The sequence below is a fragment of the Mesorhizobium sp. M0074 genome, assembly GCF_040322975.1.
Lineage (GTDB): Bacteria > Pseudomonadota > Alphaproteobacteria > Rhizobiales > Rhizobiaceae > Mesorhizobium.
The window spans coordinates 183700-207994 of record NZ_JAMYUM010000002.1 but is presented as its reverse complement, the minus strand read 5'-3'; the positions used below and the strand labels follow the sequence as shown (position 1 = coordinate 207994).

General features: G+C 63.2%; 25 protein-coding genes. 13 read left to right on the top strand and 12 right to left on the bottom strand.

The features are described 5' to 3' along the window. Nucleotides 1-59 precede the first annotated feature (59 nt). Entirely contained in the window at nt 60-719 is a 660-nt protein-coding gene (locus NKJ73_RS03975) for an O-methyltransferase (protein WP_352568439.1), read from the bottom strand. A gap of 93 nt (nt 720-812) precedes the next feature. Here NKJ73_RS03975 and NKJ73_RS03970 point away from each other — a divergent pair, with 93 nt between their 5' ends. Further along, entirely contained in the window at nt 813-1445 is a 633-nt protein-coding gene (locus tag NKJ73_RS03970) for a TetR/AcrR family transcriptional regulator (RefSeq protein ID WP_352568570.1), read from the top strand. Between the two features lie 132 nt (nt 1446-1577). On the opposite strand, the gene xylA is transcribed toward NKJ73_RS03970, so the two are convergent. Then, nucleotides 1578-2903, bottom strand: coding sequence for a xylose isomerase (gene xylA, locus NKJ73_RS03965; RefSeq protein WP_352568437.1), 1326 nt, complete (start codon nt 2901-2903; stop codon nt 1578-1580). Between the two features lie 110 nt (nt 2904-3013). Between xylA and NKJ73_RS03960 the strand changes: the two genes are divergently transcribed. Continuing rightward, nucleotides 3014-3376: a nuclear transport factor 2 family protein gene (locus NKJ73_RS03960; RefSeq protein ID WP_352568435.1), complete on the top strand. Its 363-nt coding sequence runs from the start codon at nt 3014-3016 to the stop codon at nt 3374-3376. 38 nt (nt 3377-3414) lie between these two features. Here NKJ73_RS03960 and xylB read toward each other — a convergent pair whose 3' ends face one another. From xylB to NKJ73_RS03945, 3 genes are all read right to left on the bottom strand, one after another. Next, a complete protein-coding gene (gene xylB / locus NKJ73_RS03955; RefSeq protein WP_352568569.1) occupies nt 3415-4869 on the bottom strand; it encodes a xylulokinase in 1455 nt (484 codons plus the stop codon). 191 nt (nt 4870-5060) lie between these two features. Continuing rightward, nucleotides 5061-6386 carry a tetratricopeptide repeat protein gene (locus NKJ73_RS03950; RefSeq protein ID WP_352568433.1) on the bottom strand — a complete coding sequence of 442 codons (1326 nt, stop codon included), beginning with the start codon at nt 6384-6386 and terminating at the stop codon, nt 5061-5063. Between the two features lie 9 nt (nt 6387-6395). Then, nucleotides 6396-7019 (bottom strand): LysE family translocator, encoded by a 624-nt coding sequence (locus tag NKJ73_RS03945; protein ID WP_352568431.1) that lies wholly within the window; start codon nt 7017-7019, stop codon nt 6396-6398. 188 nt (nt 7020-7207) lie between these two features. Between NKJ73_RS03945 and NKJ73_RS03940 the strand changes: the two genes are divergently transcribed. From NKJ73_RS03940 to NKJ73_RS03895, 10 genes are all read left to right on the top strand, one after another. Continuing rightward, the gene (locus NKJ73_RS03940) at nt 7208-7972 is read left to right on the top strand and encodes a L,D-transpeptidase (RefSeq protein WP_352568429.1); all 765 of its coding nucleotides are present in this window, start codon (nt 7208-7210) and stop codon (nt 7970-7972) included. Between the two features lie 219 nt (nt 7973-8191). After that, nucleotides 8192-8512: a putative quinol monooxygenase gene (locus tag NKJ73_RS03935; protein ID WP_352568568.1), complete on the top strand. Its 321-nt coding sequence runs from the start codon at nt 8192-8194 to the stop codon at nt 8510-8512. A gap of 79 nt (nt 8513-8591) precedes the next feature. After that, nucleotides 8592-9758 (top strand): diphosphate--fructose-6-phosphate 1-phosphotransferase, encoded by a 1167-nt coding sequence (locus NKJ73_RS03930; RefSeq protein WP_352568427.1) that lies wholly within the window; start codon nt 8592-8594, stop codon nt 9756-9758. Nucleotides 9759-9774: 16 nt separating this feature from the next. Continuing rightward, nucleotides 9775-10500: an MBL fold metallo-hydrolase gene (locus NKJ73_RS03925; RefSeq protein ID WP_352568425.1), complete on the top strand. Its 726-nt coding sequence runs from the start codon at nt 9775-9777 to the stop codon at nt 10498-10500. A 356-nt stretch (nt 10501-10856) separates the two neighbouring features. Then, nucleotides 10857-12395 carry a DegQ family serine endoprotease gene (locus tag NKJ73_RS03920; RefSeq protein ID WP_352568423.1) on the top strand — a complete coding sequence of 513 codons (1539 nt, stop codon included), beginning with the start codon at nt 10857-10859 and terminating at the stop codon, nt 12393-12395. A gap of 133 nt (nt 12396-12528) precedes the next feature. Further along, nucleotides 12529-13140: a molybdopterin-dependent oxidoreductase gene (locus NKJ73_RS03915; protein WP_023680229.1), complete on the top strand. Its 612-nt coding sequence runs from the start codon at nt 12529-12531 to the stop codon at nt 13138-13140. After that, on the top strand, nt 13137-13883 hold the full coding sequence (locus NKJ73_RS03910; RefSeq protein ID WP_023680228.1) for an FAD-binding oxidoreductase: 747 nt from the start codon (nt 13137-13139) through the stop codon (nt 13881-13883). Before NKJ73_RS03915 ends, NKJ73_RS03910 begins: the two co-directional genes overlap by 4 nt. A gap of 442 nt (nt 13884-14325) precedes the next feature. Then, on the top strand, nt 14326-14529 hold the full coding sequence (locus NKJ73_RS03905; RefSeq protein WP_023680227.1) for a DUF680 domain-containing protein: 204 nt from the start codon (nt 14326-14328) through the stop codon (nt 14527-14529). 71 nt (nt 14530-14600) lie between these two features. Then, nucleotides 14601-14807, top strand: coding sequence for a DUF680 domain-containing protein (locus tag NKJ73_RS03900; RefSeq protein WP_352568421.1), 207 nt, complete (start codon nt 14601-14603; stop codon nt 14805-14807). Between the two features lie 68 nt (nt 14808-14875). Then, complete coding sequence (locus NKJ73_RS03895; protein ID WP_352454766.1) at nt 14876-15115, top strand: DUF680 domain-containing protein; 240 nt, start codon at nt 14876-14878, stop codon at nt 15113-15115. On the opposite strand, the gene NKJ73_RS03890 is transcribed toward NKJ73_RS03895, so the two are convergent. The 6 genes from NKJ73_RS03890 to NKJ73_RS03865 form a co-directional block, all read right to left on the bottom strand. Beyond that, nucleotides 15112-15324 carry a hypothetical protein gene (locus NKJ73_RS03890; RefSeq protein WP_352568419.1) on the bottom strand — a complete coding sequence of 71 codons (213 nt, stop codon included), beginning with the start codon at nt 15322-15324 and terminating at the stop codon, nt 15112-15114. The genes NKJ73_RS03895 and NKJ73_RS03890 overlap by 4 nt on opposite strands. Further along, entirely contained in the window at nt 15321-16433 is a 1113-nt protein-coding gene (locus NKJ73_RS03885; RefSeq protein WP_352568417.1) for an ABC transporter ATP-binding protein, read from the bottom strand. Before NKJ73_RS03885 ends, NKJ73_RS03890 begins: the two co-directional genes overlap by 4 nt. A gap of 25 nt (nt 16434-16458) precedes the next feature. Continuing rightward, on the bottom strand, nt 16459-18123 hold the full coding sequence (gene bglA, locus NKJ73_RS03880; RefSeq protein ID WP_352568415.1) for a beta-galactosidase BglA: 1665 nt from the start codon (nt 18121-18123) through the stop codon (nt 16459-16461). A 4-nt stretch (nt 18124-18127) separates the two neighbouring features. After that, nucleotides 18128-19282, bottom strand: a complete 1155-nt coding sequence (locus tag NKJ73_RS03875) for a carbohydrate ABC transporter permease (protein ID WP_352568413.1) — start codon at nt 19280-19282, stop codon at nt 18128-18130. A gap of 1 nt (nt 19283) precedes the next feature. After that, nucleotides 19284-20297 (bottom strand): carbohydrate ABC transporter permease, encoded by a 1014-nt coding sequence (locus tag NKJ73_RS03870; RefSeq protein ID WP_023680221.1) that lies wholly within the window; start codon nt 20295-20297, stop codon nt 19284-19286. A gap of 227 nt (nt 20298-20524) precedes the next feature. Next, complete coding sequence (locus NKJ73_RS03865; protein WP_352452249.1) at nt 20525-21880, bottom strand: ABC transporter substrate-binding protein; 1356 nt, start codon at nt 21878-21880, stop codon at nt 20525-20527. Nucleotides 21881-22242: 362 nt separating this feature from the next. Here NKJ73_RS03865 and NKJ73_RS03860 point away from each other — a divergent pair, with 362 nt between their 5' ends. Then, complete coding sequence (locus NKJ73_RS03860; RefSeq protein WP_352568411.1) at nt 22243-23265, top strand: substrate-binding domain-containing protein; 1023 nt, start codon at nt 22243-22245, stop codon at nt 23263-23265. Nucleotides 23266-23344: 79 nt separating this feature from the next. Here NKJ73_RS03860 and NKJ73_RS03855 read toward each other — a convergent pair whose 3' ends face one another. Further along, nucleotides 23345-24253, bottom strand: coding sequence for a LysR family transcriptional regulator (locus NKJ73_RS03855; RefSeq protein WP_352568409.1), 909 nt, complete (start codon nt 24251-24253; stop codon nt 23345-23347). Between the last annotated feature and the right edge of the window lie 42 nt (nt 24254-24295).

Genomic DNA, 24295 nt, shown 5'->3' with positions numbered 1-24295 from the left:
AAGTTTTGTCCGCCGCCGCCCATCTTGGGCACGATCGTCCCGGCAGGTCAGGCGCTGCTTCAGCCAAGCCGCATCGACAGTTCAACATCCTCGCCGAACGGCGTGGACATGTAGCCACTCCCGGTCGAGCGCACCCGCTCGAGGTATTCGGGGCAAAGATCTGCGTTGTCGGCAACGACGAAGGCGCCCGGCCTGAGGCGGCTTTCAACCAGACTCAAGATCTCGGGATAGAGCGCTTTGGCGCCGTCGAGCAGAAGCAGGTCGACGCTTTCGGGAAGATCGACGCTTAATGTTTGCAGCGCGTCTCCTTCGCGGATTTCCACCATGTCAATGAGACCGCCTGCTGTCAGGTTACTCCTCGCGCGCGCGACCTTGGATGGCTCGAACTCGCTGGTGATCAGGCGGCGGCCGCCGCCATTGTCCCGCAAGGCTGCGGCAAGGTGCAGGGTCGAGATGCCGAACGAGGTTCCAAATTCAACGATCGTCCTTGCGCCGCTGCCTCGTGCCAGCATGTAGAGCAGCATGCCGGTCTCTCGCGAGACGGGAAGCCAGAGGTCCTTTAGCCGCCCATAGAAATCGAGGTATTCGGTCTTGCTTCGAATGAGGCGGCTCCGCTCCTCGGCCGAGAGTTCCGCCACCGCGGGGCTCGTTGCGGCAGCGGCTTCCTCGAACAGGCGGTCCAGCAGGGGCGCGAGCGGCGTTGTCGTCAGTATGGTCATATCGGTCTCCAGTCGGAATGGAATGCGTTCTTGTGCGGCATTCAAAATACGACTAATCATTCGCATTTACTAATCGCATTGGCGCGCCCCTCAATGAGCGATCACCGAAGCTCCCGGATTTCCTCGCGAAAACAGCCCAAGCAAGCCCGCTCGGCGGAGCTCGTCGCTGCGATTTTGCAGGCTGCTGTTCAGGTTTTGGCGAAGGAAGGCGCGCAGCGCTTCACCACGGCACGGGTGGCCGAGAAGGCCGGCGTCAGCGTCGGATCGCTGTATCAGTATTTTCCGAACAAGGCGGCGATCCTGTTCCGGCTCCAGAGCGACGAATGGCGGCAGACGACCGATTTGCTGCGTGACATCCTCGAGGATATCAGGAAACCGCCGCTTGACCGGCTGCGCGACCTGGTCCACGCCTTCCTCCGCTCGGAGTGTGACGAGGCTGCGGTGCGTGTGGCGCTCGACGACGCCGCACCGCTTTACCGCGACGCGCCCGAGGCGCAGACGGCAAGGGCGTCCGGAGACCGCACCATCCAGCTCTTCATGCAGGAGGCGTTGCCCAACGCCGCGCAAGTGACTCGCGAATTGGCCGGCGACCTGGTCATGACGACCCTCAGCACGGTGGGGAAGCAGTTCTCGGAGTTGCCCCGAACCCCCGCGGAGATTGAAGTCTACGCCAACGCCATGGCCGACATGTTTTGCGCCTACCTGAGAGGCCTCGATCACGGCTAAGGCGCGCCAGACCCGGTCAGCGAACAGGCCACGCGAGTTTCACACGGGGCAAAACCTTCGTCGGTTCAGCCCCGCGGAAAGCCGTCTTTAGCCGGCGGCCGCTGAACAATGCGGCCGTGAGAACGGTACGCCTCAGACGTACCGATTAACGATGTTTTCGAGCAATTCCTGGCGGCCGGATCTGGGCTGCGGCTCGATCTTCTCCTTGACGACGCGCTCAGCGACCTCCTCGAGCGTACGCTTGCCGGCAAGCATCGCCTTGGCCTCGGTCGAATCCCAGCCGGCATAGCGCTCGGCGAGCGGGGCGGACAGCGCCTTGTCCTCGACCATGCGCGCTGCCGCCTTGAGGCCGCGGGCGCAACAATCCATGCCGCCGATGTGGCCAATCAGCAGGTCCTGCGGATCGAGCGACTGGCGCCTGAGCTTGGCGTCGAAATTGGTGCCGCCGGTCTTGAAGCCGCCGGCCTGCAGCACCTGATAATAGGCGAGTGCCATCTCCGGTACATTGTTCGGGAACTGGTCGGTATCCCAGCCCGACTGGTAGTCGTTGCGGTTCATATCGATCGAGCCGAAAATGCCGAGCGCATTGGCCAGCGCCAGTTCATGCTCGAACGAATGGCCGGCCAGGATGGCGTGGCCTTGCTCGATGTTGAGCTTGACCTCGTTCTCCAGTCCGAAACGCTTGAGGAAGCCGTAGACGGTGGCGACGTCGTAATCGTACTGGTGCTTGGTCGGCTCCTGCGGCTTCGGCTCGATCAGGATGGTGCCTTCGAAGCCGATCCTGTGCTTGTAATCGACGACCAGGTTGAGGAAACGGCCGGCCTGTTCCTGTTCGCGGGCAAGGTCGGTGTTGAGCAGCGTCTCATAGCCCTCGCGGCCGCCCCACAGCACGTAGTTCTCGCCGTTCAGCCGCTTGGTGACGTCGATGCAGTGTTTCACCGTCGCCGCCGAATAGGCAAAGACGTCCGGATCGGGATTGGTGGCGGCGCCTGACATGAAGCGGCGGTTGGAGAACAGGTTGGCCGTGCCCCACAGCAGCTTGACGCCGGTCTGCTTCATCTTTCCCGAGAAGTAATCGGCGATCTCGTCGAGCCGCGCCGCACTTTCGGAAAAGTCCCGGCCCTCCGGCCGCACGTCGGCATCGTGGAAGCAGAAATAAGGCGCGCCCAGCAGCGAAAACATCTCGAAGGCGACGTCGGCCTTGAGTTTGGCCAGCTCCATGGTGTCGGTGCCGCCGGCCTTGGGGAACCATGGCCGGTCGAACGTCTGGCCGCCGAACGGATCGCCGCCCGGCCAGGCGAAGGAATGCCAATAAGCGACGGCAAAGCGCAGATGGTCTTCCAGCCGCTTGCCGGCGACGATCTCGTCGGGATTGTAGAACCGGTAGGCCAGCGGATTGGTCGAATCCGGTCCCTCGTATTTGATCTGTTGGATGTCGCCGAAAAAACCGCTGCTCATGTTCTTTTCCTCTCGCATGGTTCGGCCTGATTACCTCAGGCGTAATTGGTTTCGCGCTGAAGCTGGTCGAAAAGGCTCATGTCAAAGCCACCCAACGAAGGAGACAGACCATGACCGACCTCAACACCATTGCCGAAAACTACATCGCCGCCTGGAACGAGAGCGACGACGCGCGCAGAAAAGCCTTGCTCGAGGCAACCTTCACCGAGGACGTCGGCTATCGCGATCCGATCATGCGGGGCGACGGCCATGACGGCATCGCGGCGCTGATCGACGGCGTGCAGCAGCGCTTTGCCGGCTTTAGGTTCTCGCTGAAAGGCAAGCCGGACGGCTTCGCCGATACCATCCGCTTTTCGTGGAATCTTGGGCCGGACGGCATCGAATCCGTCATCGAAGGCACGGATATCGGCGTCATCGAAAATGGCCGGCTGAAAAGCGTCACCGGCTTTCTCGACAAAGTGCCGGCACAATGAGGCCTTCTCGGCAGGCCGCGGCGTGGGCGGGAAACCGTTCACGCCGTGGCGCCTCTGATCGCCGGATAAAGCTGGCGATAGCGCTGATAGGCTTGCGCATAGGCGTCACCGAGGGCGGCGACCGGCTCGACCGTGGCGTCGGTCGCCGGCGCCGCGCAGACGGCGCGCGGATCGGCACCGGTCGCCGCGATCAGGCCAAGTCGGGCCGCGCCAAAGGCAGCGCCGAAATCGCCGTCGGCTGGAATATCGACTGGCAGGCCAAGCGCTGTGGCGATGGCCTTCAGCCAATAGCGCGAGCGCGAGCCGCCGCCGATCGCCGTCACCCGGGTCAGCGTCGTGCCGGCTTTGGCCAGAGCTTCGAGGCTGTCGCGGAAAGCGAAAGCGACGCCTTCGAGCACGGCCTGGGTCAGCGCCGCGCGGCCGGATTCGTGGGCAAGCCCGGTAAACGCGCCCCGAATGACGGAATCATTGTGAGGCGTCCGCTCGCCTGACAGGTACGGCAGGAAGGAGACACCGGCCGGCGCCTGCAGCGCATCGCCGAGTTCGGCGGTCAACTCGCCGGCGCTTTTTCCAGCGATCCCCGACAGCCAGTTGAGCGAATCGGTTGCCGACAGGATGACGCCCATCTGGTGCCAGGTGCCGGGCAGTGCGTGGCAGAATGTGTGCACGGCGCTTTCCGGGTTGGGCAGATACGACGCGTTGGCGGCGAAAAGCACGCCGGACGTGCCGAGCGAGACGAACGCCTGCCCGGCGCCGACCGTGCCCATGCCGCAGGCCGAAGCCGCATTGTCGCCGGCACCGCCGGCGATCGGGATGCCCGCCTGCATGCCCCATTTCGCGGCCAGTTCGGCGCGCAAGGCACCGGCCTTGGCCGTGCCTTCGACCAGCGACGGCATCTGGCTTTCGTCGAGCGATGTGGCGGCGAGCAGTTCGGCGGACCAGGCTCGTTTGCCGACATCGAGCCACGACGTGCCAGCCGAATCCGACATTTCCGAAATATGCTCGCCGGCGAGCCAGAGCCGCAAAAAGTCCTTCGGCAGCAGGACCTTTGCCACCTTGGCGAAAACAGCCGGTTCGTTGTTCTTGACCCAGGCCAGCTTTGGCGCGGTGAAACCGGGAAAGACGATGTTGCCGGTTAGCTTGCGAAAGCGCGGGTCGGCGTCGAGCGCGGCCGCCTCGGCGTGGCTGCGTGTATCGTTCCATAGGATGCAGGGGCGCAGCACCTGATCGGCGGCATCGAGCAGAGTGGCGCCATGCATATGGCCGGAAAGGCCGATGCCTTTGACCGCCGCGAGTTCCTTCGCATGCATTGACCGCAGCTCGCCGACCGCCGCTTCGCAGGCGCGGATCCAGTCGGCCGGGTTCTGCTCGGACCAGCCGGGATGCGGGCGCGACACGTCGAGCGGTGCATGGCCGGAACCGACGATGCTCTGCCTTGCATCGATCAGCAGCGCCTTGACGCCCGACGTGCCGAGATCGAGGCCGAGATACATGTTTCCTCCCATGTCCGTCATGCCTGGCGGCGACGGTCTTTCTTGCTTCCCTGCCCAGTCCTGTGACACGGGCGGCGAAGATATCCCGGCAATCGTGCCGCCGGAAACGCACCCCGGTCAACACGCGAAGATTTTTTCGACGCTCGAAAAAATCTGGCCGGGGCAGTTTTTAAGGCAAGATGTGGCCTTGGTCAATTCGCCGCGAGAGCGGTTGCACGCCGTGAAAACAGTGCCGACAACGGGCTGTCCGGCCGTGCCAGCGCGCGTTCCGCCGCAAGCGCCCTCGCCAGCGCGCCATCACCGGAACGCAATGCCGCCTCGATCAGCGTCAGGTCGATGACGTCGCGTTGTGCGTGGCTGCCGCCGAAGCGATGGGCGATTGCCCGGATCGGCCGGATCAGGCGTATCGTCCCGGCATAATTGCCCTCGCCGAATGCCTTGATGGCGAGCGTCAGGGGCTGGCCGACATCCCTGGTGAAAGCAGCGTTGTCGTCCTTGCCGCGGATCGCCTCGCGCTGCGCCTCGAGCAAGCCGCGGGCCGGCGCTTCGAGGCCGGCGCCGACAAACGCCATCATCGCGTGGGCGTCGTTGAAGGCATAATGGCCGGCGCTCGCCTTGGGCAACCAGTTGGCGGCGAGTGCCGTCCAGCGCTCGCCGACATCGACGCCGCCGAGATGCAGCCGCCACAGGATCGCCGAGGCATCGACCATGTTGAGCGCCAGCTTCGAGCGCTCGCCATAGATCGGCCCGTCGTAGAGCGCCAGCACCTCGTCGGTCTCGCCGAGATCATAATGGAACAGCGCCAGATGCCACCAATTATGCACCTGCAGGAAGCTTTCCCGCGTCCACGCTTCGGGATTGGCGCGCATCCACAGAATGCCGTCCTTCTGCCGGCTCTGCATCTCCATGACATGGGCCACCGCATGCTGGGCCCAGCCGTCGCGCGGCTCGAGATCCACCGCCGTGCGGCCAAGTTTTTCGGCGCGCGCGTAGTCGCCCATTTCTTCCAGCCCGAAGGCCTGCATCCCGAGTATGGCGTGATAGCCCGGCATGCCGCTCTGCCAGGACGGCAGCGCGCGGCCGATGCGGTCGCGCAGCATGCGCGCATTGCCGGTGAAGAAGTCGATCTGGTGGCCGGTCTGCAGCGCCAGCGCATCGAGCGGAAACTCGATGGCGATATCCTCCAGCACGCGGGCGGCCTCGTGCCAGCGTCCATCCGCAAGGTAGCCAAGGGCGGCGACATGCGCCTGCTCGCGCGTCGTCGCGGCAAGCGGCAGCGCCGCCTCGTGACATGCCTTGGCCACCGCCGTCGCTTCGCGCTCGGTGGCAAGGCCAAAGAGATAACCCTTGAACACATGCGCCATGACGAAGCCGGGATCTTCGGCGATTGCCCGGTCAATGGAACCGACCGGATCGCCGATGAAGCACTGCAATTCGCGAACAGCCCGGCTGTAGGACGAGAGCCCGGCCTCCGTCGCGCCAGACAGTGTCAGGCCGAATGCATCGCTCACCGCCATGGTCTGTCCTCAGTTGCCCGAGCGCATCGCCACTGTCGCGATGCCGGCGCCGACCAGCAGCGTGCCGCCGGTGCGGTTGAAGATGCGGATCGCCTTTGGGTTGCGCACCACGTTGCGCGCCCTTGCGGCGATCAGCGCATAACCGAAGGCATTGGCGAAGGCGAGCGCCAGGAAGGTCGTCTCGAAGATCAGCATCTGTGTCCAGAAATCCGCATGCCGGTCGAGGAACTGCGGCAGGAAGGCGACAAAAAAGGTGATGCTTTTCGGATTGAGCGCGGTAACCAGCCAGGCATGCGCCATCATTTTCGCCGACGACACCGCATCGGTGCGCGGTTCGGCCCGGAGCGCGCCGCCGGCGCGAAACAGCTTGATGCCGAGATAGATCAGATAGCCGGCGCCGATCACCTTCAGCACGGTGAATACGGTGGCGGACGCCGCCAGCAGCGCGCCGATGCCCAGCATCGACAATGTCATCGCGGTGAAGTCGCCGAGCGCCACGCCGACTGCCATCGGCAGCGCGGTGCGCCAGCCCTGGCCGAGCGCATAGGACACCACCAGCAGGATGGTCGGACCTGGAATGACCAGAAGGACTGCCGAGGCGGCGGCAAAGGCGGCCCAGTTTTCGAAGGACATTTTCTTCTCCTTGAGCTCAAAGAAGAGGATAAATCCTTGGTCCCGCGCAGATGTAAAGAGGCAAAAATCGAAAAAGCCCCTCGTTAACGCCAGGCGGCCGGCCTTCACGCTTTTTCAACCATGATTGGTGAAAATGCCTGCTATCCGGCCGGATCGTGTTTCCCGCCGACAGCGTAGGGTTTGGGTAAATGCGTGAGTTGCCGCAAGGTCTGTCGCTGCCGCACAACGGCGACGCAATCGAAACCGAAATACAGCTTTCCCGCCGCACGGTGCTGTCCGGCGCCGGTGCGCTGGCGCTGCTCGGCGTCGCCGGCTGCAGCCAGACGCTGGATCTGCCGTCGCTGCAGCTCGACGACGTCACCACCGGCTCGATCCGGCCCATCCGTCCGAGTATCAGCGTCGACAAGAACATCACCAGCCCCGACGTGATGTACGCTTCGCTCACCGACGGTGGCTTCAATGTGCCGGAAGTGCCCTATCTCAAGGTCAAGCCGGAGTTCCGCCGCCAGATCGTCGTCGATCCGACCGGCGAGCAACCCGGCACCATCGTCGTTCACTCGCAGGAACGGCTGCTCTATCTGGTGCAGTCCGGCGGCGATGCGATCCGTTACGGCGTCGGCATCGGCAAGGACGGGTTCCGCTGGTCCGGCCGCGCCAACATCCAGTACGGCAAGGAATGGCCGGTCTGGACCCCACCGCCCGAGATGATCGCCCGCAGGCCGGAACTGGTGAAATGGCAAAGCGGACAGCCGGGCGGCCTCGACAATCCGCTCGGCGCGCGTGCCCTCTACATCTATCAGAACGGCAGCGACACCGGCTATCGCATCCACGGCTCGCCCGAATGGTGGAGCATCGGCCAGGCGATGTCGTCGGGCTGCGTGCGCCTGATCAACCAGGACATCATCGATCTCTACAGCCGCGTCTCCAAGAAGAATCCGGTCGTCGTCGTCTGACCGGCGGCCAAGGCTCGAGCGATTACTCTGCCGGCTAGCGCTGCACACCCATGTACTACAATTTTGTGCGAATTCATGCGACGCTTCGCCTTGCCCAGCCACGTCCGCTCGCGTGACTGACAAGTTTTGGGAGATCGCGACATCGTTGCGCTGATCGAGGCGAGCGAAGCGGAGAAGCCGACCATGCGTGGTCCCTTGCAAGAAGCAAGAAAGCAATTGATGCCGCTTGTCAGGATAGCCGAACTGGAAATCGATCCTAAGCAGATCGGCAGCTACAAGGCCCTGCTTGCTGAAGAGATTGAGGCTTCTGTACGCGTCGAGCCGGGCGTGCTTTTCCTTCATGCGGTGGCAGTAAAAGGCACGCCTGAAAAGGTGCGCGTGATCGAATGCTACGCCGATCAGGCGGCCTATGAGGCCCACCTGACCACGCCGCACTTTCTCAAATACAAGGCGCGGACGGCGAGTATGGTCAGGTCACTTCGGCTCATCGAAACGGATCCTATCGCGCTGCAGGCGAAGAGTGGCCCGATTTCAAACTGACCCACTGCCTCTGCCGTTGCGCGATGCCGCAAGACAGGCGAATGTGCCTGCGATTTTCACCGCCCGGGAGACGTGAACAATGGCCGGAACTTTTGTCATCGCGCAAGGCGGCGGCCCGACCGCCGTCATCAACCAGACCGTGGTGGGCGCCACGCTCGAAATCCGCAAGCGGCATCCCGGCGCCAAGGTGCTTGGTTCCATCCACGGCGTGCGCGGAATTCGTGACGGCAATTACGTCGATCTTTCCGCCATCCCCGAGGACCGCCTGCGGCTGATCGCGGCGACACCGAGCGCCGCGCTTGGTTCGACGCGCGACAAGCCGGATGCCGCCTATTGCGACCTCATCCTCAACGGCTTGAAGAACGCCGGCGCCGATGCCTTCATCTATATCGGCGGCAACGACACCTCGGGCACGCAGCAGATCCTCACCGACGCCGCCGGCGGCAAGATCGCCTTCGTCCACGCGCCGAAAACCATCGACAACGATCTCGAGGAGAACGATCACACGCCCGGCTTCATGTCGGCGGCCGAGTTCGTCGCTGGAGCATTCCTTTCGGTCGATCTCGATTTCCGCGCTCTGCCGGGCATCTATGTCGGCATCGTCATGGGGCGGCATGCCGGTTTCCTGACGGCCGCGTCCGCGGCCTGGCAGCTCGATCAGGACAGCGGCCCGCATCTCGTCTACGTGCCGGAGCGGCCATTCTCCGCGGTGGGCTTCATCGACGACGTTCGTGCAACGCTCGACCGCCACAAGCGCTGCATCGTTGCCGTCTCCGAAGGCGTCAGCACCGCCGACGGCAAAGCGCTGGTCGAAAGCCTGGTGCCGCCGGAAAGGCTGGAGCGCGACCAGCACGGCAACGTCAAGCTGTCGGGCAGCGACCTGCCGGCAGCCTTGGAGCGCGCGCTCGCCGAAGGATTGCCGGGCAAGCGGGCGCGCGTCGATGCGCTCGGCTATATGCCGCGCGGCTATGTCGGCGCCATCAGCGCGGTGGACGCGCAGGAGGCCTTCGATGCCGGTGCCTTCGCGGTCACGGTGGCCGACGAGGGGGGCGGTTCGGTGGCGCTGCAATATGACGGCAAGAAAACCGTGCTGAAGAAGGTGCCGCTGAAGAACGTCGCCGGCAAGACGCGCCATATGCCGGATGATTTCATGCTGCCGGATGTCAACCGGCTGTCCGATGCGGGGATGGCCTATCTGAAGCGGCTGGTCCCGCAAAAGTACAAGGTCGGCAAGCCGTTCGTCTGATGCCGGCCTTGATCTGATGGACAGCTGGTTCAGCAAAACCATCGTCGACGCCAAGACGACGATGCTGACCGAGCCCTTCGTGCACGAATTCGTGCGCGCCAACATCTGGCATCTGCGCGGCCGCGATGTCGACCTGCTGGTCGACACCGGCATGGGGATCTGCCCGCTGGCGCCGCAGATCGACACGCCGTCCGGCAAGCCGCTGCTCGTCGTCGCCACGCATATCCATCTCGATCATGTCGGCTCGCTGCACGAGTTTCCGTTGCGGGCAGGGCCGCGCCACAGCGCCGCACAGTTCGACAGCATGGATGAAGCGGTGACCTACGCCTACATGTTCCATGATCTGGAAGGCGCCGTCTCCAGGCTGCCGGCAAAGGGCTGGAAGGCGGCCGATTACAGGATTCAGCCCGCGCCTCTGGCCCGGACCCTGGACGAGGGCGATAGGATCGACCTCGGCGACCGCCAATTCCGCGTCCTGCATCTGCCTGGCCACTCTCCGGATTCGATCGCGCTGTTCGACGAGGCTGACGGCCTGTTCTTCGCCGGCGACGCCATCTACGACGCCATGCTGATCGACGACCTGCCGGATTCGGATCGTGCCGCCTATCGCCGCACGATGCAGCGCCTGCTCGAGCTGCCGATCCGCATCGGCCATGGCGGCCATGGACCGAGCTTCGACGGCAGGCGGATGCGCGAGATCGCCACCACCTATCTCAGCCGGACCGACTGGAAAGGCGAATAGGAGGCCTCGGCTGAGGCGGCGCAAATCTGAAGCGATTTGTCTTGCGCAGCTATTTTGTTCTTGCTTTGTGCCGGCAGCTATGCTAGTAATCTAGGTATGGTGCTGATTCGCCCCAATGACCCGCCGCAAGGCGGGTTTTTGTTTCGGGTTTCGGCGCCAGCCCGGCAAGGCGGCTGCCAGCCGGAAATTAAATCTTCGTAATATTATCTGGAAACCACGATCGGCGCCCTAGATGCGGGGCTGTCGATCCGGTCGGCCGCCGTGCCAGGCGAGACAGGCAAGGCCGACACGCCGATAGAGCATTCCGGTGACGGAACGCTGCGGCGCCCGATCAATCTCTCGCCCGGACAACGGCCATGTCACCAATCCAGACCCTTCGCAGACATCGCGTCGCCGCTCTGCTGGGCGCCGCGCTGATCGTCAGCCCCTTCGCCCTGCCCCTCGCTCCCAGGCTGAATGATGTCCTGGCGGCAACAGTGACCCCACCTGTCACCGGAATGACGGCGCCCAGCGGTTCGTTCGCTCCGGTCGTGGCGGCCGACAAACCGGCAGTGGTGACCATCGCGACGGTCATGAAAGTACAACAGCCGGACACCATGAGCGACGCCTCTCCCTTTGGCGGAACCTCGCCTTTCGACGACTATTTCCGCCATTTCTTCGATGACCAGGGACAGCCCGCCCCCAAGACACCGCCGGAACAGGCGCCGCGCACCGAGGCCCTCGGCTCAGGCTTCATCGTCGGCGCCGACGGCACCATCGTCACCAACAATCACGTCGTCGACGGCGCCCAGTCGATCAAGGTGACGCTCGACGACGGCACCGAGCTTCCCGCCAAATTGATCGGTCATGACGCCAAGAACGATCTTGCCGTGCTCATGGTCAAAGCCGGCAAGCCCTTGCCGATCATCAAATGGGGCGATTCCGACAAGCTCATGCCGGGCGACCAGGTGCTCGCGTTCGGCAATCCTTTCGGCCTTGGCACTACGGTCACGGCCGGCATCGTCTCGGCGCGCGGCCGCGACCTGCATAGCGGGCCGTTTGACGACTTCATCCAGATCGACGCACCGATCAACCGGGGCAATTCCGGCGGCCCGCTAACGGATGTGAACGGCAATGTCGTCGGCATCAACACGGCGATCTTTTCGCCGAATGGCGGCAGCGTCGGCGTCGGCTTCGCCATCCCCTCGGACCAGGCGCAAAAGGTCGTCGCCAAGCTGATGAAGGGCGGCTCCATCCAGTACGGTTATCTCGGCGTCCAGATCCAGCCGGTGACGCCTAACATGGCGAGCGCCATCGGCCTCGATCACGCAGCCGGCGTGCTGGTCGCGCAGGTCAGCGACGGATCGCCGGCCGCCAAGGCCGGCATCGAGACCGGCGACGTCATTACCAGTTTCGCCGGCCGCGACATAAAGGATCCAAGGGATCTGTCGCGCACCGTCGCCGACGTTGCGCCCGGCACGAGGGAAACCCTCAATGTCTGGCGCCAGGGGCAAAGCCTGCAGATCTCCGTCGAGGTCGGGCGCAACGAAGACGACATGGCAACGGGATCGGTGACCGGCGATCGGCGTCAGCCGTCGACGGAGCAGGGCCTTCGCGCACCGGCGCTCGGTCTCGGCCTGATGGACGTCACCCCGGATGTGCGCCAGGCAATGAACCTGGCAGGCAACCAGCACGGCGCGCTGGTCGAGCGCGTCGACCCGAACAAGGCGGCATCGGCTTCCGGCATCCAGCCCGGCGACATCATCGTCGCCGTCGACCAGCATCCGGTGAGGAACGCCAGGCAGGCTAACCAGGCGATTGTGCAGGCTGCCAAATCTGGCAAGAAATCGGTGCTGCTGCTTGTCGAGCGTGGCGACGCCCAGATGTTCGTCGCCGTCCCCTTCGCCAGTGGCTGAAGCGGGCGCCGCGCTGCCAAGATCGATGTAGAGCATTGCCGCCAGGCCGGAGCCAAGATTTCGGTTGCCCGCGCACGCGTCTTCGAGAAAACTGACAAAGGTCGATTGGACCTTGCGCAAACGGATATTCTCGATGGTTACCCGAGGCTTCTCTTCCGGACGAAAGCCGCCGACGGATACGGATGCACGTATCCCGCCGGGGCAATATCTCGAGCAAGGTTTCCCGGTCCTGTCGGCCGGCCCGACGCCGCATGTCCGCACCGAGGATTGGTCGTTTACGCTTAAGCACGGGCCGCGGCCGATCAAGAAGTGGAACTGGGCCGAGTTCAACGCGCTGCCCTTGACCAAGATGACGCGCGACATCCATTGCGTCACCGCATGGACCAAGTTCGACACCGCGTGGCAGGGCGTGCTGGTCGACGACATCCTTGCCGACGCCGGCATCGAGCCGCCCACCGCCTTCACGCTGGCGCTGGGTTTCGACGGCTATTCCACCAATGTGCCAACGAAGGATCTCACCGGCGGCAAGGCGATGGTGGCACTGCTTTACGAGGGCAAGCCGATCACCCCCGATCATGGCGGCCCGGCCCGGCTGCTCGTTCCGCACCTCTATTTCTGGAAATCGGCCAAATGGCTGAACGGGTTGCAGTTCACCGAGCGTGACGAGCCGGGTTTCTGGGAATTGCGAGGTTATCATATCTACGGCGATCCGTGGCGCGAGCAGCGCTACACGAACGATCCATGAGCGACGCACCGGCGGCGCAGTCGCCCTGGCAGACGGTCACCATCACCCGCATCCAAAAGCGCACGCCGCGCGTCACCAGCTTTTTCCTGCAGCCGTCGCGGCCCTTCGTCTACCATGCCGGACAGCATGTCGATGTCAGGTTGACAGCGCCGGACGGCTATCAGGCGCGCCGCTCCTACTCCATCGCCTCGGCGCCGGAGACCGGCGAGACCATCGAACTGGCGATTGAAAAACTCGAGGACGGCGAGGTCTCGCCGTTCTTTCACGAGATCGCGGCGGTGGGCGACGAGGTCGAATTGCGCGGGCCGCTCGGCGGCCATTTCGTCTGGTCCGACGGCGATGGCGGACCGCTCCTGCTCGTCGGCGGCGGGTCGGGCGTGGTGCCGCTGATGTCGATGGTCCGTCACCGGGCGATGCGGGGATCGCTGGTCGCCGCCACCTTGGTGTTTTCGGCGCGGGTCTGGGACGAGGTGATCTTTCGCGACGAGTTGATCGACCTCGCCGAGCGCCGGGATGGCTTCGACCTGGTGCTGACGCTGACGCGCGAGCCGGCCCGCCGTCCGGCAGATCATGCGCGGCGGGTCGACGCCGCGATGATGGTGCAAGCCATGACGAGGCTGCCCGCGCCGCCGAAGCTCGCCTTTGTCTGCGGCTCGAACGCATTCGTGACGGCCGCCGCCGAGGCACTGATCGATGCCGGGGTGCCTGCGGCACTCATCCGCACCGAACGCTACGGGGTCTGACCGGTTCTGCTTGCCCGGTTGCTGCCTTTGTTGGGCGGCATAAAGCAGGCCAAAAGCAGCCGCAACGCCGACGCCGCGTTTGGCCGAAATGGTTAACGATTCGACAAAGAGCCTCGGCTGCGACTTTTATCGGTTTAAAAAATCGAACCGAACGGTTCGTTTCTGTTGACAATGCGTGCAGGACGCTGTGAACGCTGCCTCCCCAAGTCACCTTGCAGCCAGACCGATACTATGGGCTATCTACTTGATATTTAGCAATAAAATTGTGGCGAAGGGAATCTCTGGCACAATTTCAAGGTGTAGATTCTTGGTCCACACCAAACAACTTCGTGATTGGAAACTGGCCATCGCCTTTCCCACATCGGGGCTGTCCGAACGACGCGAATTCCTCCCAAGACACGCCGCTGGACGGACGGAAAAACTGAGATACTGGAGTACTAAAATGAAAAAGATCGCTCTTGCCGCCGTCGCCGTTTTGGCCATCACCGGCAGCGCCTTCTCTGGCAGCGACAACTTTGGTTCCAAGGGTGCGAACCAGCCTGCCGCTTCGGTCGACAGCTCGTATACGGCTTCCATTCAGAAGCCGGCTCATGCTGACCAGCAGCCTGTCCAGGGCGCCGACCGAAACCTCTTCGGCAACAACTAACAGCCGATCCCAGCATCAGGGCGGCGGGCATATCCGCCGTCCGGGGATCTGAAAAATTCAGGAGTATTAAGATGAAAAAGATCGTTCTTGCTGCCGCCGCCGTTTTGGCCATCACCGGCAGCGCCTTCGCGGGCAGCGACAACTTTGGTTCCAACGGAGCCAACCAGCCCGCTGTCTCGGTCGACAGCTCCTACACGGCTTCCGTCAAGACGTCGGACCAGGCTGAAAAGCAGCCGGTTGTCCAAGGCACCGACCGTAACCTCTTCGGCAACAACTAACAGCCGATCCCACCATCAAGGCTGCGGCATGCCCGCCGCTTGATTTCGAAAATCCAGGAGTACCCAAAATGAAAAAGATTGTTCTTACTGCCGCCGCTCTCTTGATTGCCGCCGGCAGCGCTTATGCCCGCAACGACAATGTTGGCGGGACCGACATCAACAAGCAGTCGACCGTCAACGTCGACAAGACGCAGACGTATTCGGTACGTGACAGCAATTCGCCGATCTACAAGCTGCTGAATTCGTCTGGCGATGTGCCCAAGTCCGCGCCTCAGGGCGCCGACCGCAACCTCTTCGGCAACAACTAGAGCAATTCCAGGAAAAGTGTGAAACGGTTTTCCCGGGAAAAGCGCGTAGCGCTTTCCCTTGGGAATTGCGTCAAAACAAAGAGATAGAGCGGTTCGGCGTTCCGTGAAACGATGAACCGCTCTAACGGCCGAACTGGAATTCCAGACAAGAGCGGCGGGCCATGCCCGCCGCTCTTGTTTTTTGCATGGCGGAAGAACGCCTGCTTCAAGCCGCCTTTGCTTCTGCTTCATGGAGCGCGAAAGAGCGCCCGTCCGCGTCGAAAATATGCAGGTCGCCGGCGTCCGCCGTCAGCCGCAGCGTCGCTCCGCGCTTGACCTCGACATTGCCCGGCAGCTTGGTCACCAGCGGCAGGTCGGCGCGGCCGATGTCGACATAGACGAGCTGGACCTCGCCGAGCTGCTCGACGTAATCGACCGTCCCTTCGAACAAATAGTCGGCGCCGGTGGCAATCATCAGATCCTCCGGCCGCACCCCGAAGCTCACCGCAGCGCCTTTCGCCGAGGCAGGCGTTGCGATCGGCACCGTCGCCTTGCGGCCGCCGACATGGCTGACGACCGTCGGGTTGCCGGTCTTGTCGATCGTCGCCGGCAGGATGTTCATCGCCGGCGAGCCGATGAACTGGGCGACGAACAGATTGCCGGGCCGCTTGTAGAGCTCCATCGGCGTGCCGACCTGTTCGATATGGCCTTCCTTCAGCACCACGATGCGGTCGGCCAGCGTCATCGCCTCGACCTGGTCGTGGGTGACGTAGATCATCGTTGTGGCCGGCATCGACTCCTTGAGCTTGGCGATCTCGATGCGGGTGGCGACGCGCAGCGCCGCGTCGAGGTTGGATAGCGGTTCGTCGAACAGAAAAACCTTGGGATTGCGCACGATGGCGCGACCGATGGCGACGCGCTGGCGCTGGCCGCCCGACATCGCCTTGGGCAGGCGGTCGAGATATTTGGTCAGCTGCAGGATCTCGGCCGCCTGGCGCACCCGCTTGTCGATCTCGGCCTTGCTTTCCTTACCGATCTTCATCGAGAAGGCCATGTTGTCGTAGACGGTCATGTGCGGATAGAGCGCATAGGACTGGAACACCATGGCGATGCCGCGCTTCGACGGCGGCACGTCGTTGACGATCTCGCCATCGATCTTGAGCTCGCCCGAGGTGATCTCCTCCAGCCCGGCGATGCAGCGCAGCAAGGTCGACTTGCCGCAACCAGAGGGACCGACGAAGACGATGAATTCGCCCGACTTTATATCGAGGTCGACGCCGTGCAGAATGTTGAGATTGCCGTATGATTTCTTCACTTGCCGTAGCGTGACATCGGCCATGGTACCCTCCAGTTCTTCCTTGAATTCAGTCGATACGCCCGAACCAGGCGCCGTAGCCGCCGAAGCGGATAGTGCCGGCGCCAGTCTGTCCCGAAAACCCGTGTCCCGGCAAGGGCTGCAATGAGCGGCCGCCAAGATCGACTTCGGCCGGCTTTGCTCCGAGATTGAAGGCGCAGACGATCTGCTCGTTGCCTTCACGGCGGGTGAAGGCGACGGTGTCGCCCTCGCTTTCGATGAACTCGATATCACCCTTGGCCAGTGCCGGATGGGCGCGGCGGAAAGCCAGGAAGCGCCGGTAGTGCTCGAGCAGCGAGCCGTCGTCGCCTTGCTGCACATTGACGGCTTGCGCAAGGTGCTTGCTGGGCACGGGCAGCCAGGGCTTTGCCGTCGAGAAGCCGCCATTGCGGGCAGCGCCGTCCCAAACCATCGGCGTACGGCAGCCGTCGCGTCCCTTGAATTCAGGCCAGAAGCGGATGCCGTATGGGTCCTGCAGATCCTCGAAGCTGAGCTCGGCCTCGCTGAGCCCGAGCTCCTCGCCCTGATAGATACAGACCGAGCCGCGCAACGACATCAGCAGCGCCGAGATGACCTTGAGGTAGGCGGTCGGGTCGGGCTCGCCGGCTGCCCAGCGCGAGGCGGGACGCATCACGTCATGGTTGGAGAAGGCCCAGCACGACCAGCCGTCGCTGGCCACCTTGCCGAAGGTTTCCAGCACCGAGCGTACCTTTGCCGCGCTGATCTTCTCCGGCGCCAGGAAGTCGAAGGAGTAACACATATGCACGCGCTTGCCGCCGGCCGTATAGGCCGCCACCACTTCCAGCCCACGCTGCGAATCGCCGACCTCGCCAACCGCGGCCGTCGCCGGGTATTCGTCGAGCAAGGCGCGGAAGCGTTCGAGGAAGCCGAGGTTTTCAGGCCGGCTCTTGTCGTAGAGATGGTCCTGGTAGTTGTAGGGGTTGACGGCCGGCGCCGTCTGGTCGTTGCGCTGCTCGGGCGGCAGCGGCGGATTGTCTTCCAGGCCTTGGCTGTGGAAATAGAAATTGATGGTATCGAGGCGGAAGCCGTCGACGCCACGCTCCAGCCAGAAGCGGGTGACGTCGAGCAGCGCGTCCTGGACCGCGCGGCTGTGGAAATTGAGGTCGGGCTGCTCGGCCAGGAAATTATGCAGATAATATTGCTGGCGGCTGGTGTCCCACTGCCAGGCCGAGCCGCCGAAGATCGACAGCCAGTTATTGGGTGGCGTGCCGTCCGGCTTGGCATCCGCCCAGACATACCAGTCGGCTTTTGGATTGCTCCGGCTCGAGCGGCTCTCCTTGAACCAGGGATGGATGTCGGCGGTGTGCGAGAGCACCTCGTCGATCATCACCTTGAGGCCAAGCCGATGCGCCTCTGCGGTCAGCGCGTCGAAGTCGGCCAGCGTGCCGAACATCGGATCGACATCGCAATAATCCGACACATCGTAGCCAAAATCCTTCATCGGCGATTTGAAGAATGGCGAGATCCAGATGGCGTCGACACCGAGCGAGGCGATGTAGGCCAGCCGGCCGATCATGCCCCTGAGGTCGCCGATGCCGTCGCCGTTCGAATCCTGATAGCTGCGCGGGTAGATCTGGTAGATCACGGCACCTCGCCACCAGTCGCGATCTATAGCGAGATCTGGCTTCGGGGTGGCCTTCAAAGCGGATTGCATGATCTCAACCTCCTTTCACCGAGCCGGCAAGCAGCCCGCGGACGAAATAGCGCTGCAGCGAGAAGAACACGATCAGCGGCACGATGATGGTGACGAAGGCCGATGTCGTCAGGATCTCCCAGTCGCCGCCGCGCGAGCCGAGCAACGCATTAAGCTTGGCGGTCAGCACGATCTGGTCGCCCTCGGTACCAAGGAAAACCATCGCCACCAGCAGATCGTTCCACACCCAGAGAAACTGGAAGATGGCGAACGAGGCCAGCACCGGGAACGACAATGGCAGCACGATCTTGACGAAGATCTCGAAATCGCTGGCGCCGTCGATACGCGCCGACTCCATGATCTCGCGTGGCAGGCCGGCAATATAGCTCCTCAGAAGATAGATGGCGAAAGGCAGGCCGAAGCCGGTATGCGCCAGCCAGATGCCGAGATAGGTCTTCGACGGCACGCCGAAGAAGCTGCCGACGCCGTTATAGAGCTTCAACAGCGGGATCAGCGACATCTGCAGCGGCACGACCAGGAGGCCGATGATGACGGCGATGAGCAGCGCCCGGCCGGGAAAGCGCATCCAGGCCAGCGCGTAGGCGGCGAACGCGGCGATCAGGATCGGGATGACGGTCGCCGGAATGGTGACGGTCAGCGAGTTCATGAAGGAGCGGCCGATGCCTTCCGAAAACAGCACCGTGTCGTAATTGTCGGTGGTGAATTTCGGCGGCGCCGACGAGGCGTAATAGACGCGCTGGCCGCGTTCGCTTTCGAAAGCCTTCGGCGAGGTCATGACGAAACTGCCGTCGGCATTGAGCTGCAGGGTGACGCCGTCGCCGAGATCGGCTGTCGTGCCGGCGGGATATTGCGTCGGCGCTGCCGACTTGACGCCGAAGGCGCTGATGTTGCGGGCCGGACCGTCGCCGAAGACATTGCCTTGCAGAACGAACTTGCCGTCCTTCTCGACTTGCGCCGAGGCGGGCGGCAGCCGTCCGGCTTCCGTCTGGCTGGAACTAGTGAACGAGTTCCACCAGCCCGAAGCGATGATCTGATCCTTGTCGCGCAGCGACGAGACCAGAATGCCGAGCGTCGGAATCGTCCAGATCGCAACGAAGATGAAGACGGCGATATGGACGCCGAAACGGCTGACAAAGGACTTTCCGGTCGACGCGGCCATCTCAATGTCCTTCCGTCTCTTTGTTCGCCTGGCGGATGTTCCAGACCATGATCGGAATGACCGCTATCATGATGATGATGGCGATGGTGGCGCCGCGGCCGAAATCGCCGCCGCCGCGGAACATCCAGTCGAACATCAGATTGGCCAACACCTGGCTGTTCCACTGGCCGTTGGTCATGGTCAGCACGATGTCGAAAACCTTCAGCACCAGGATGGTGATGGTGGTCCAGACCACGGCGATGGTGCCCCAGATCTGCGGCACCATGATCTTCCAGAAGATCTGGAAAGGGTTGGCGCCGTCGATGACGGCGGCTTCCAGCGTCTCTTCCGGAATGCCGCGCAAGGCCGACGACAGGATTACCATGGCAAAGCCGGTCTGGATCCAGATCAGGATGACCATCAGGAAGAAGTTGTTCCAGAACGGCAGCGAGATCCAGACCTGCGGCTGGCCGCCGAAATACTGGATGATGGCGTTGAGCAGACCGATCTGCGTCTGCCCGTCGCCGCGATATTCGTAGATGAATTTCCAGATGACGCTGGCGCCAACGAACGAGATGGCGAGCGGCAGGAAGATCAGGCTCTTGGCGATGGTGCCCCACCAGATCTTGTCGGTGAGCACGGCGATGATCAGCCCGAGGAAGGTGCAGGCGGCCGGCACCACCGCCAGCCAGATGATGTTGTTGAGGATCGAGTTGCGGAACTCGCGGTCGCCGAACGCCCATTGATAGTTGGCCAAGCCGACGAAATGGGCGCCGCCGCGATCGAGGAACGACAGCCTCAGCGTCTCCACCACCGGGTAGATCAGGTAGATGGTGAGGATGATCATCGCCGGGCCGACGAAGAGCCAGGGTCGGATCACCCCCTGCCGGCGCAGATTGTTAATCGCCGCCTTGCCGGAAACGCCGCGTGCCGGAAAGATCGTGTCGAGTGCCTTGTTGGCGCCCCAGAAATAGGCGACGCAGCCGCCCACGCCGATGATGATGACGAATATCGCCGAAAAAATCTGAGCCGCCATGGGTCCCTCCCCCTGCGCACGGATCCGCCAGTCGAGAATGGCTTTGGCGACGGGATCATGCGCCGATTCAGTTGTCTGGAGCGCGACCAGCCGGAAAGCAGGTCACTGGGCGCGCGTCATGCCGGAATGCGTTGTACTCACGACAATCGACGCGACGCCAAGCACCGGATAAGGTCCGGGCCGTTTGAGGCCCGGACCACATCACATTGGGAACTCAAGCCGGCCGCTTACTTGATCGCGTCCCAGCTTTTCTGGATGTCAGTGGCGACGTCCTGGGCGGACTTGCCGCCGACCAGGTCGATCATGCCGGTCCAGAACGCACCGGCGCCGATCTTGCCCGGCATCAGGTCGGACCCGTCGAAGCGGAAGGTCGAGGCGTTGGCCAGGATCTCGCCCTGCTTCTTCAGCGCGTCGCTAGCATAGGCGTCCTTGTTGACCGACTTGAACGGCGTCACGAAGCCGCCCTGTGCCATCCAGATCTCATGAGCGAGCGGCAGCTTCAGGAATTCGATGAACGCGCGGGCACTCTTGCTATCTTTAGTGATCATGGCCAGCGTGCCGGCGCCGAGCACCGGAGTGCCGAGCTCGGGCTTGGAGGCGTAGGGCGGGTAATAGAAGAAGTCGGCATCCTCGCCGATCTTGGTGCCTTGCGGGAAGAAGGTCGGGATGAACGATGCCTGGTGGTGCAGATAGCATTTCGGCGGCACCGAGAAGAGGCCCTTCGGGCTGTCACGGAAATCGGTCGCCGCAACCGCCTTGGCGCCGCCCTCGACCATCTTGTCGTCGGTCGCGATCTTGCCGAAAATGTCGATGGCGTTGACCACTGCCGGATCGTTGAACGGAATTTCGTTCTTCACCCATTTGTCGTAGGTCTCGGGCGTCTGGGTGCGCAGCATGATGTCTTCGACCCAGTCGGTCGCCGGCCAGCCGGTGGCGCCGCCCGAACCAAGCCCGATGCACCATGGCGTGCCGCCGTCGGCGATGATCTTCTTTTCGAGCTCGGCAAGCTCTTCCTGCGTCTTCGGCACCTTGTAGCCCGCTTCCTCGAAATTGTCCGGCGAGTACCAGACCAGCGACTTCACGTCGGCCTTATACGGAAAGGCGAAGAAGCCGGGCTTGCCGTCCTTGTCCTTGAACGTGCCGAGGTCGACCCAGGATTGGCCGGCGCCGTAATTGTCCTTGACCCAGTTGGCCGTGTCGTCGCCGAGCGGCGTCAAAAGGCCCTTCGATGCCAGATCCTGGATCAGGCCCGGCTGCGGCAGCACGGCAATGTTGGGCGGGCTGCCGGCCTGCGTGTCGATGACGATCTGCTGTTCGTAATTCTCCGACGAGGAGTACTTGATCTCGGCGCCGGTGGCTTCGGAGAAGTAATCGAGGACGGTGCGGATAAGCCCTTCGTCCTCGCCGCGCCACGGCCCGAAGATCGTCAGCGTCTCGCCCTTGAGGTCGACCTTCTTGAGCTCCTCGTAGTTGGCCCAGTTGAAACGGGGATCTTCGCCCGGCTTGAACTTCAGTTCGGCTTGCGCCGGCATGGCGAGCGCAAGCGTGGCAAACGCAGCGCCCAGCAGAAGCATTTTCTTCATCGGTATTCCCTCCCAGTGGTGACAAACACCGAACGAAACCTCCATTCCGTCCGCCGGCGCTGCAGGACTGTGACTCAGTCGGAAAGGAACTGCAACCTTTCGTAGAGTCTTCCAAAGCGCTTTGGTGATTTCGATCTCGCCACTGAATTGATCCGGAGTCAAGAGAAAGCCAAATTAATCGACTTAATTTCTGCGGTCGAGTGCCGGCGAAAGTGCGCTGCAGCACAGTTTTCTGGCGGTGCAGCAGCAAATTCGGCTTCAAACCGGTCCGAACCGTGCGTATGGTCATTGCGCTCGGCAAGGCGATTCATAGCGGCCAGCTCGATTCAGATTAAAAGCGCTTTGAGGTTTGGAGGCCTCCGGTGAACCTCAAGCAGCTCTCCCACATGCTGGCGCTTTCGCAGACTACGGTGAGCCGCGCATTGAACGGGTACCCGGAAGTCAACGAGGAAACGCGCCGGCGGGTGGTCGATGCCGCCAAGCGTCACGGCTATCGCCCCAATCCGAGCGCCCGCCGGCTGGCGACCGGCAAGACGGGCATGATCGGCTATGTGCTGCCGACGGGGACGACGGTCGACATCGACCCGCATTTCGTCGAGTTCCTGTCCGGCCTCGGCGACTATGCGCGTTCGCACGAGCTCGACCTGGTGCTGTCACCGGCCGATGTCGACGACCAGGAGACGACGTACCGCCGCATTGTCGCCAACCGGCAGGTCGACGCGGTCTATATCTCCTCGCCGAGGCCGGCCGACCGGCGGGTGGCACTCGTCAATACGCTCGGCATTCCCTTCATCGTCCATGGCCGCAGCGAAGGCTTCGATTTCGACTATCCCTTCACCGACATCGACAATGAGGGCGCCTTCCACGAGGCGGCGCGGCTACTCGTTCAGCTCGGTCACAGGCGTCTGGCGCTGATCAATGGCGACGATCGCGAGACCTTCGCCATTCATCGCGAGCGCGGCGTGCGCCGCGCGCTTGCGGCGAGCGGCCTGGTGCTTCGTGATCAGCATGTCTGTTCGCTGACCATGACCGAGGAGAACGGCTATCGCGCTGCCAGGCGCTTGCTGGAACAAAGCGACGCGCCGACGGCGATCGCCTGCTCCAGCCTGATCATGGCGCTCGGCGTGGTGCGCGCGGTACGCGATCTCGGCCTGACTATTCCGGGCGACCTGTCGCTGATCGCCCATGACGACGTCTTTCCGTGGCTGAAGCCGGAAAATTTTTCGGTGCCGCTGTCGACGACACGTTCGTCGATCCGCCTGGCCGGCGCACGCGTCGCCGAACGGCTGGCGGCGCGGATTTCCGGCCTGGAGGAGGGCGCTCGCGGCGAGGTCTGGCCGGTCGATCTCGTGGTCAGGGGATCGGTCGCCGGCGCACCTGCCTAGGGGCATAACTCAATCACTCTGAACGACCAAGGTCGACTCTTGGCGGCTGTTGGCCAGCACCAGCGGGTGCGTCCTGGTCTCAGGCCGCGGATTTGAGGTGATCGATGAAGGCGCGCAGCTTCGGCAGGACTTGGCGCTTGCCGGGATGATAGAGGAAGACACCCGGCGTCGTCGTGGCGATGCTGTCCAGTACCGACTTGAGTTTTCCTTCGGCTATCAGACCTTCGGCGAGTGGTCGCGGTGTCTGCGCCAGCCCGACGCCCCGCAACGCAGCCCCGACCAACGTCGAATAGTCGTGCGCGATCAGCGGGCCTGAGACGACCGCTTCGATCGCGCCGTTGCCGTCGATGAACGACCAGGGCGCGATGCTGCCATTCGAGCGGCGCAAGCGTAAGCAGGCGTGGTGGCGCAAGTCGTCGACACGCTCGGGACGGCCGTGGCGCTCAAGATAGTCAGGGCTGCCGACGACCACGAACGAGAACGGCGCTGTCAGCCGCACCGCGACCATGTCGGCGGCGATGAGCTGGCCGAGGCGGATGCCGGCATCGAACCCGCCGGTCGCGAGATCGACCATCTGGTCGCTCACGGCGATCTCCAGTTCGATCTCAGGATAGGCTTGGCAGAACGACGCGATCAGCGGCTCCAGCATCAGCGGCACGATAGCGCGGGGCACAGACAGGCGCAGCAGACCGGTCGGCCGCTGGCCGATATCGCGGGCGGCCTCGCCGGCCGCGACAAGCTCTTCGAATGCCGGGCCGGCACGGTCGAGGAATCGCTGGCCAGGCTCGGTTAAACCAACGCTCCGCGTCGTGCGGACGAACAGCGCCGTGCCCAGACGGGCTTCCAGCGCGCGCACCGCTTGGCTCACGGCGGATGGCGTCACGCCGAGATCGGCGGCGGCACGGCGGAAGCTGAGGCGCCTGGCGACGGCCAGGAACGCCTCGACGCCCTCCAGCGCACCATGTCGGACTGTGTAGTTCTGCTTCATAGGTTGTTGTGATTACACCGGATAGTCGAATTGCGGTAGCGG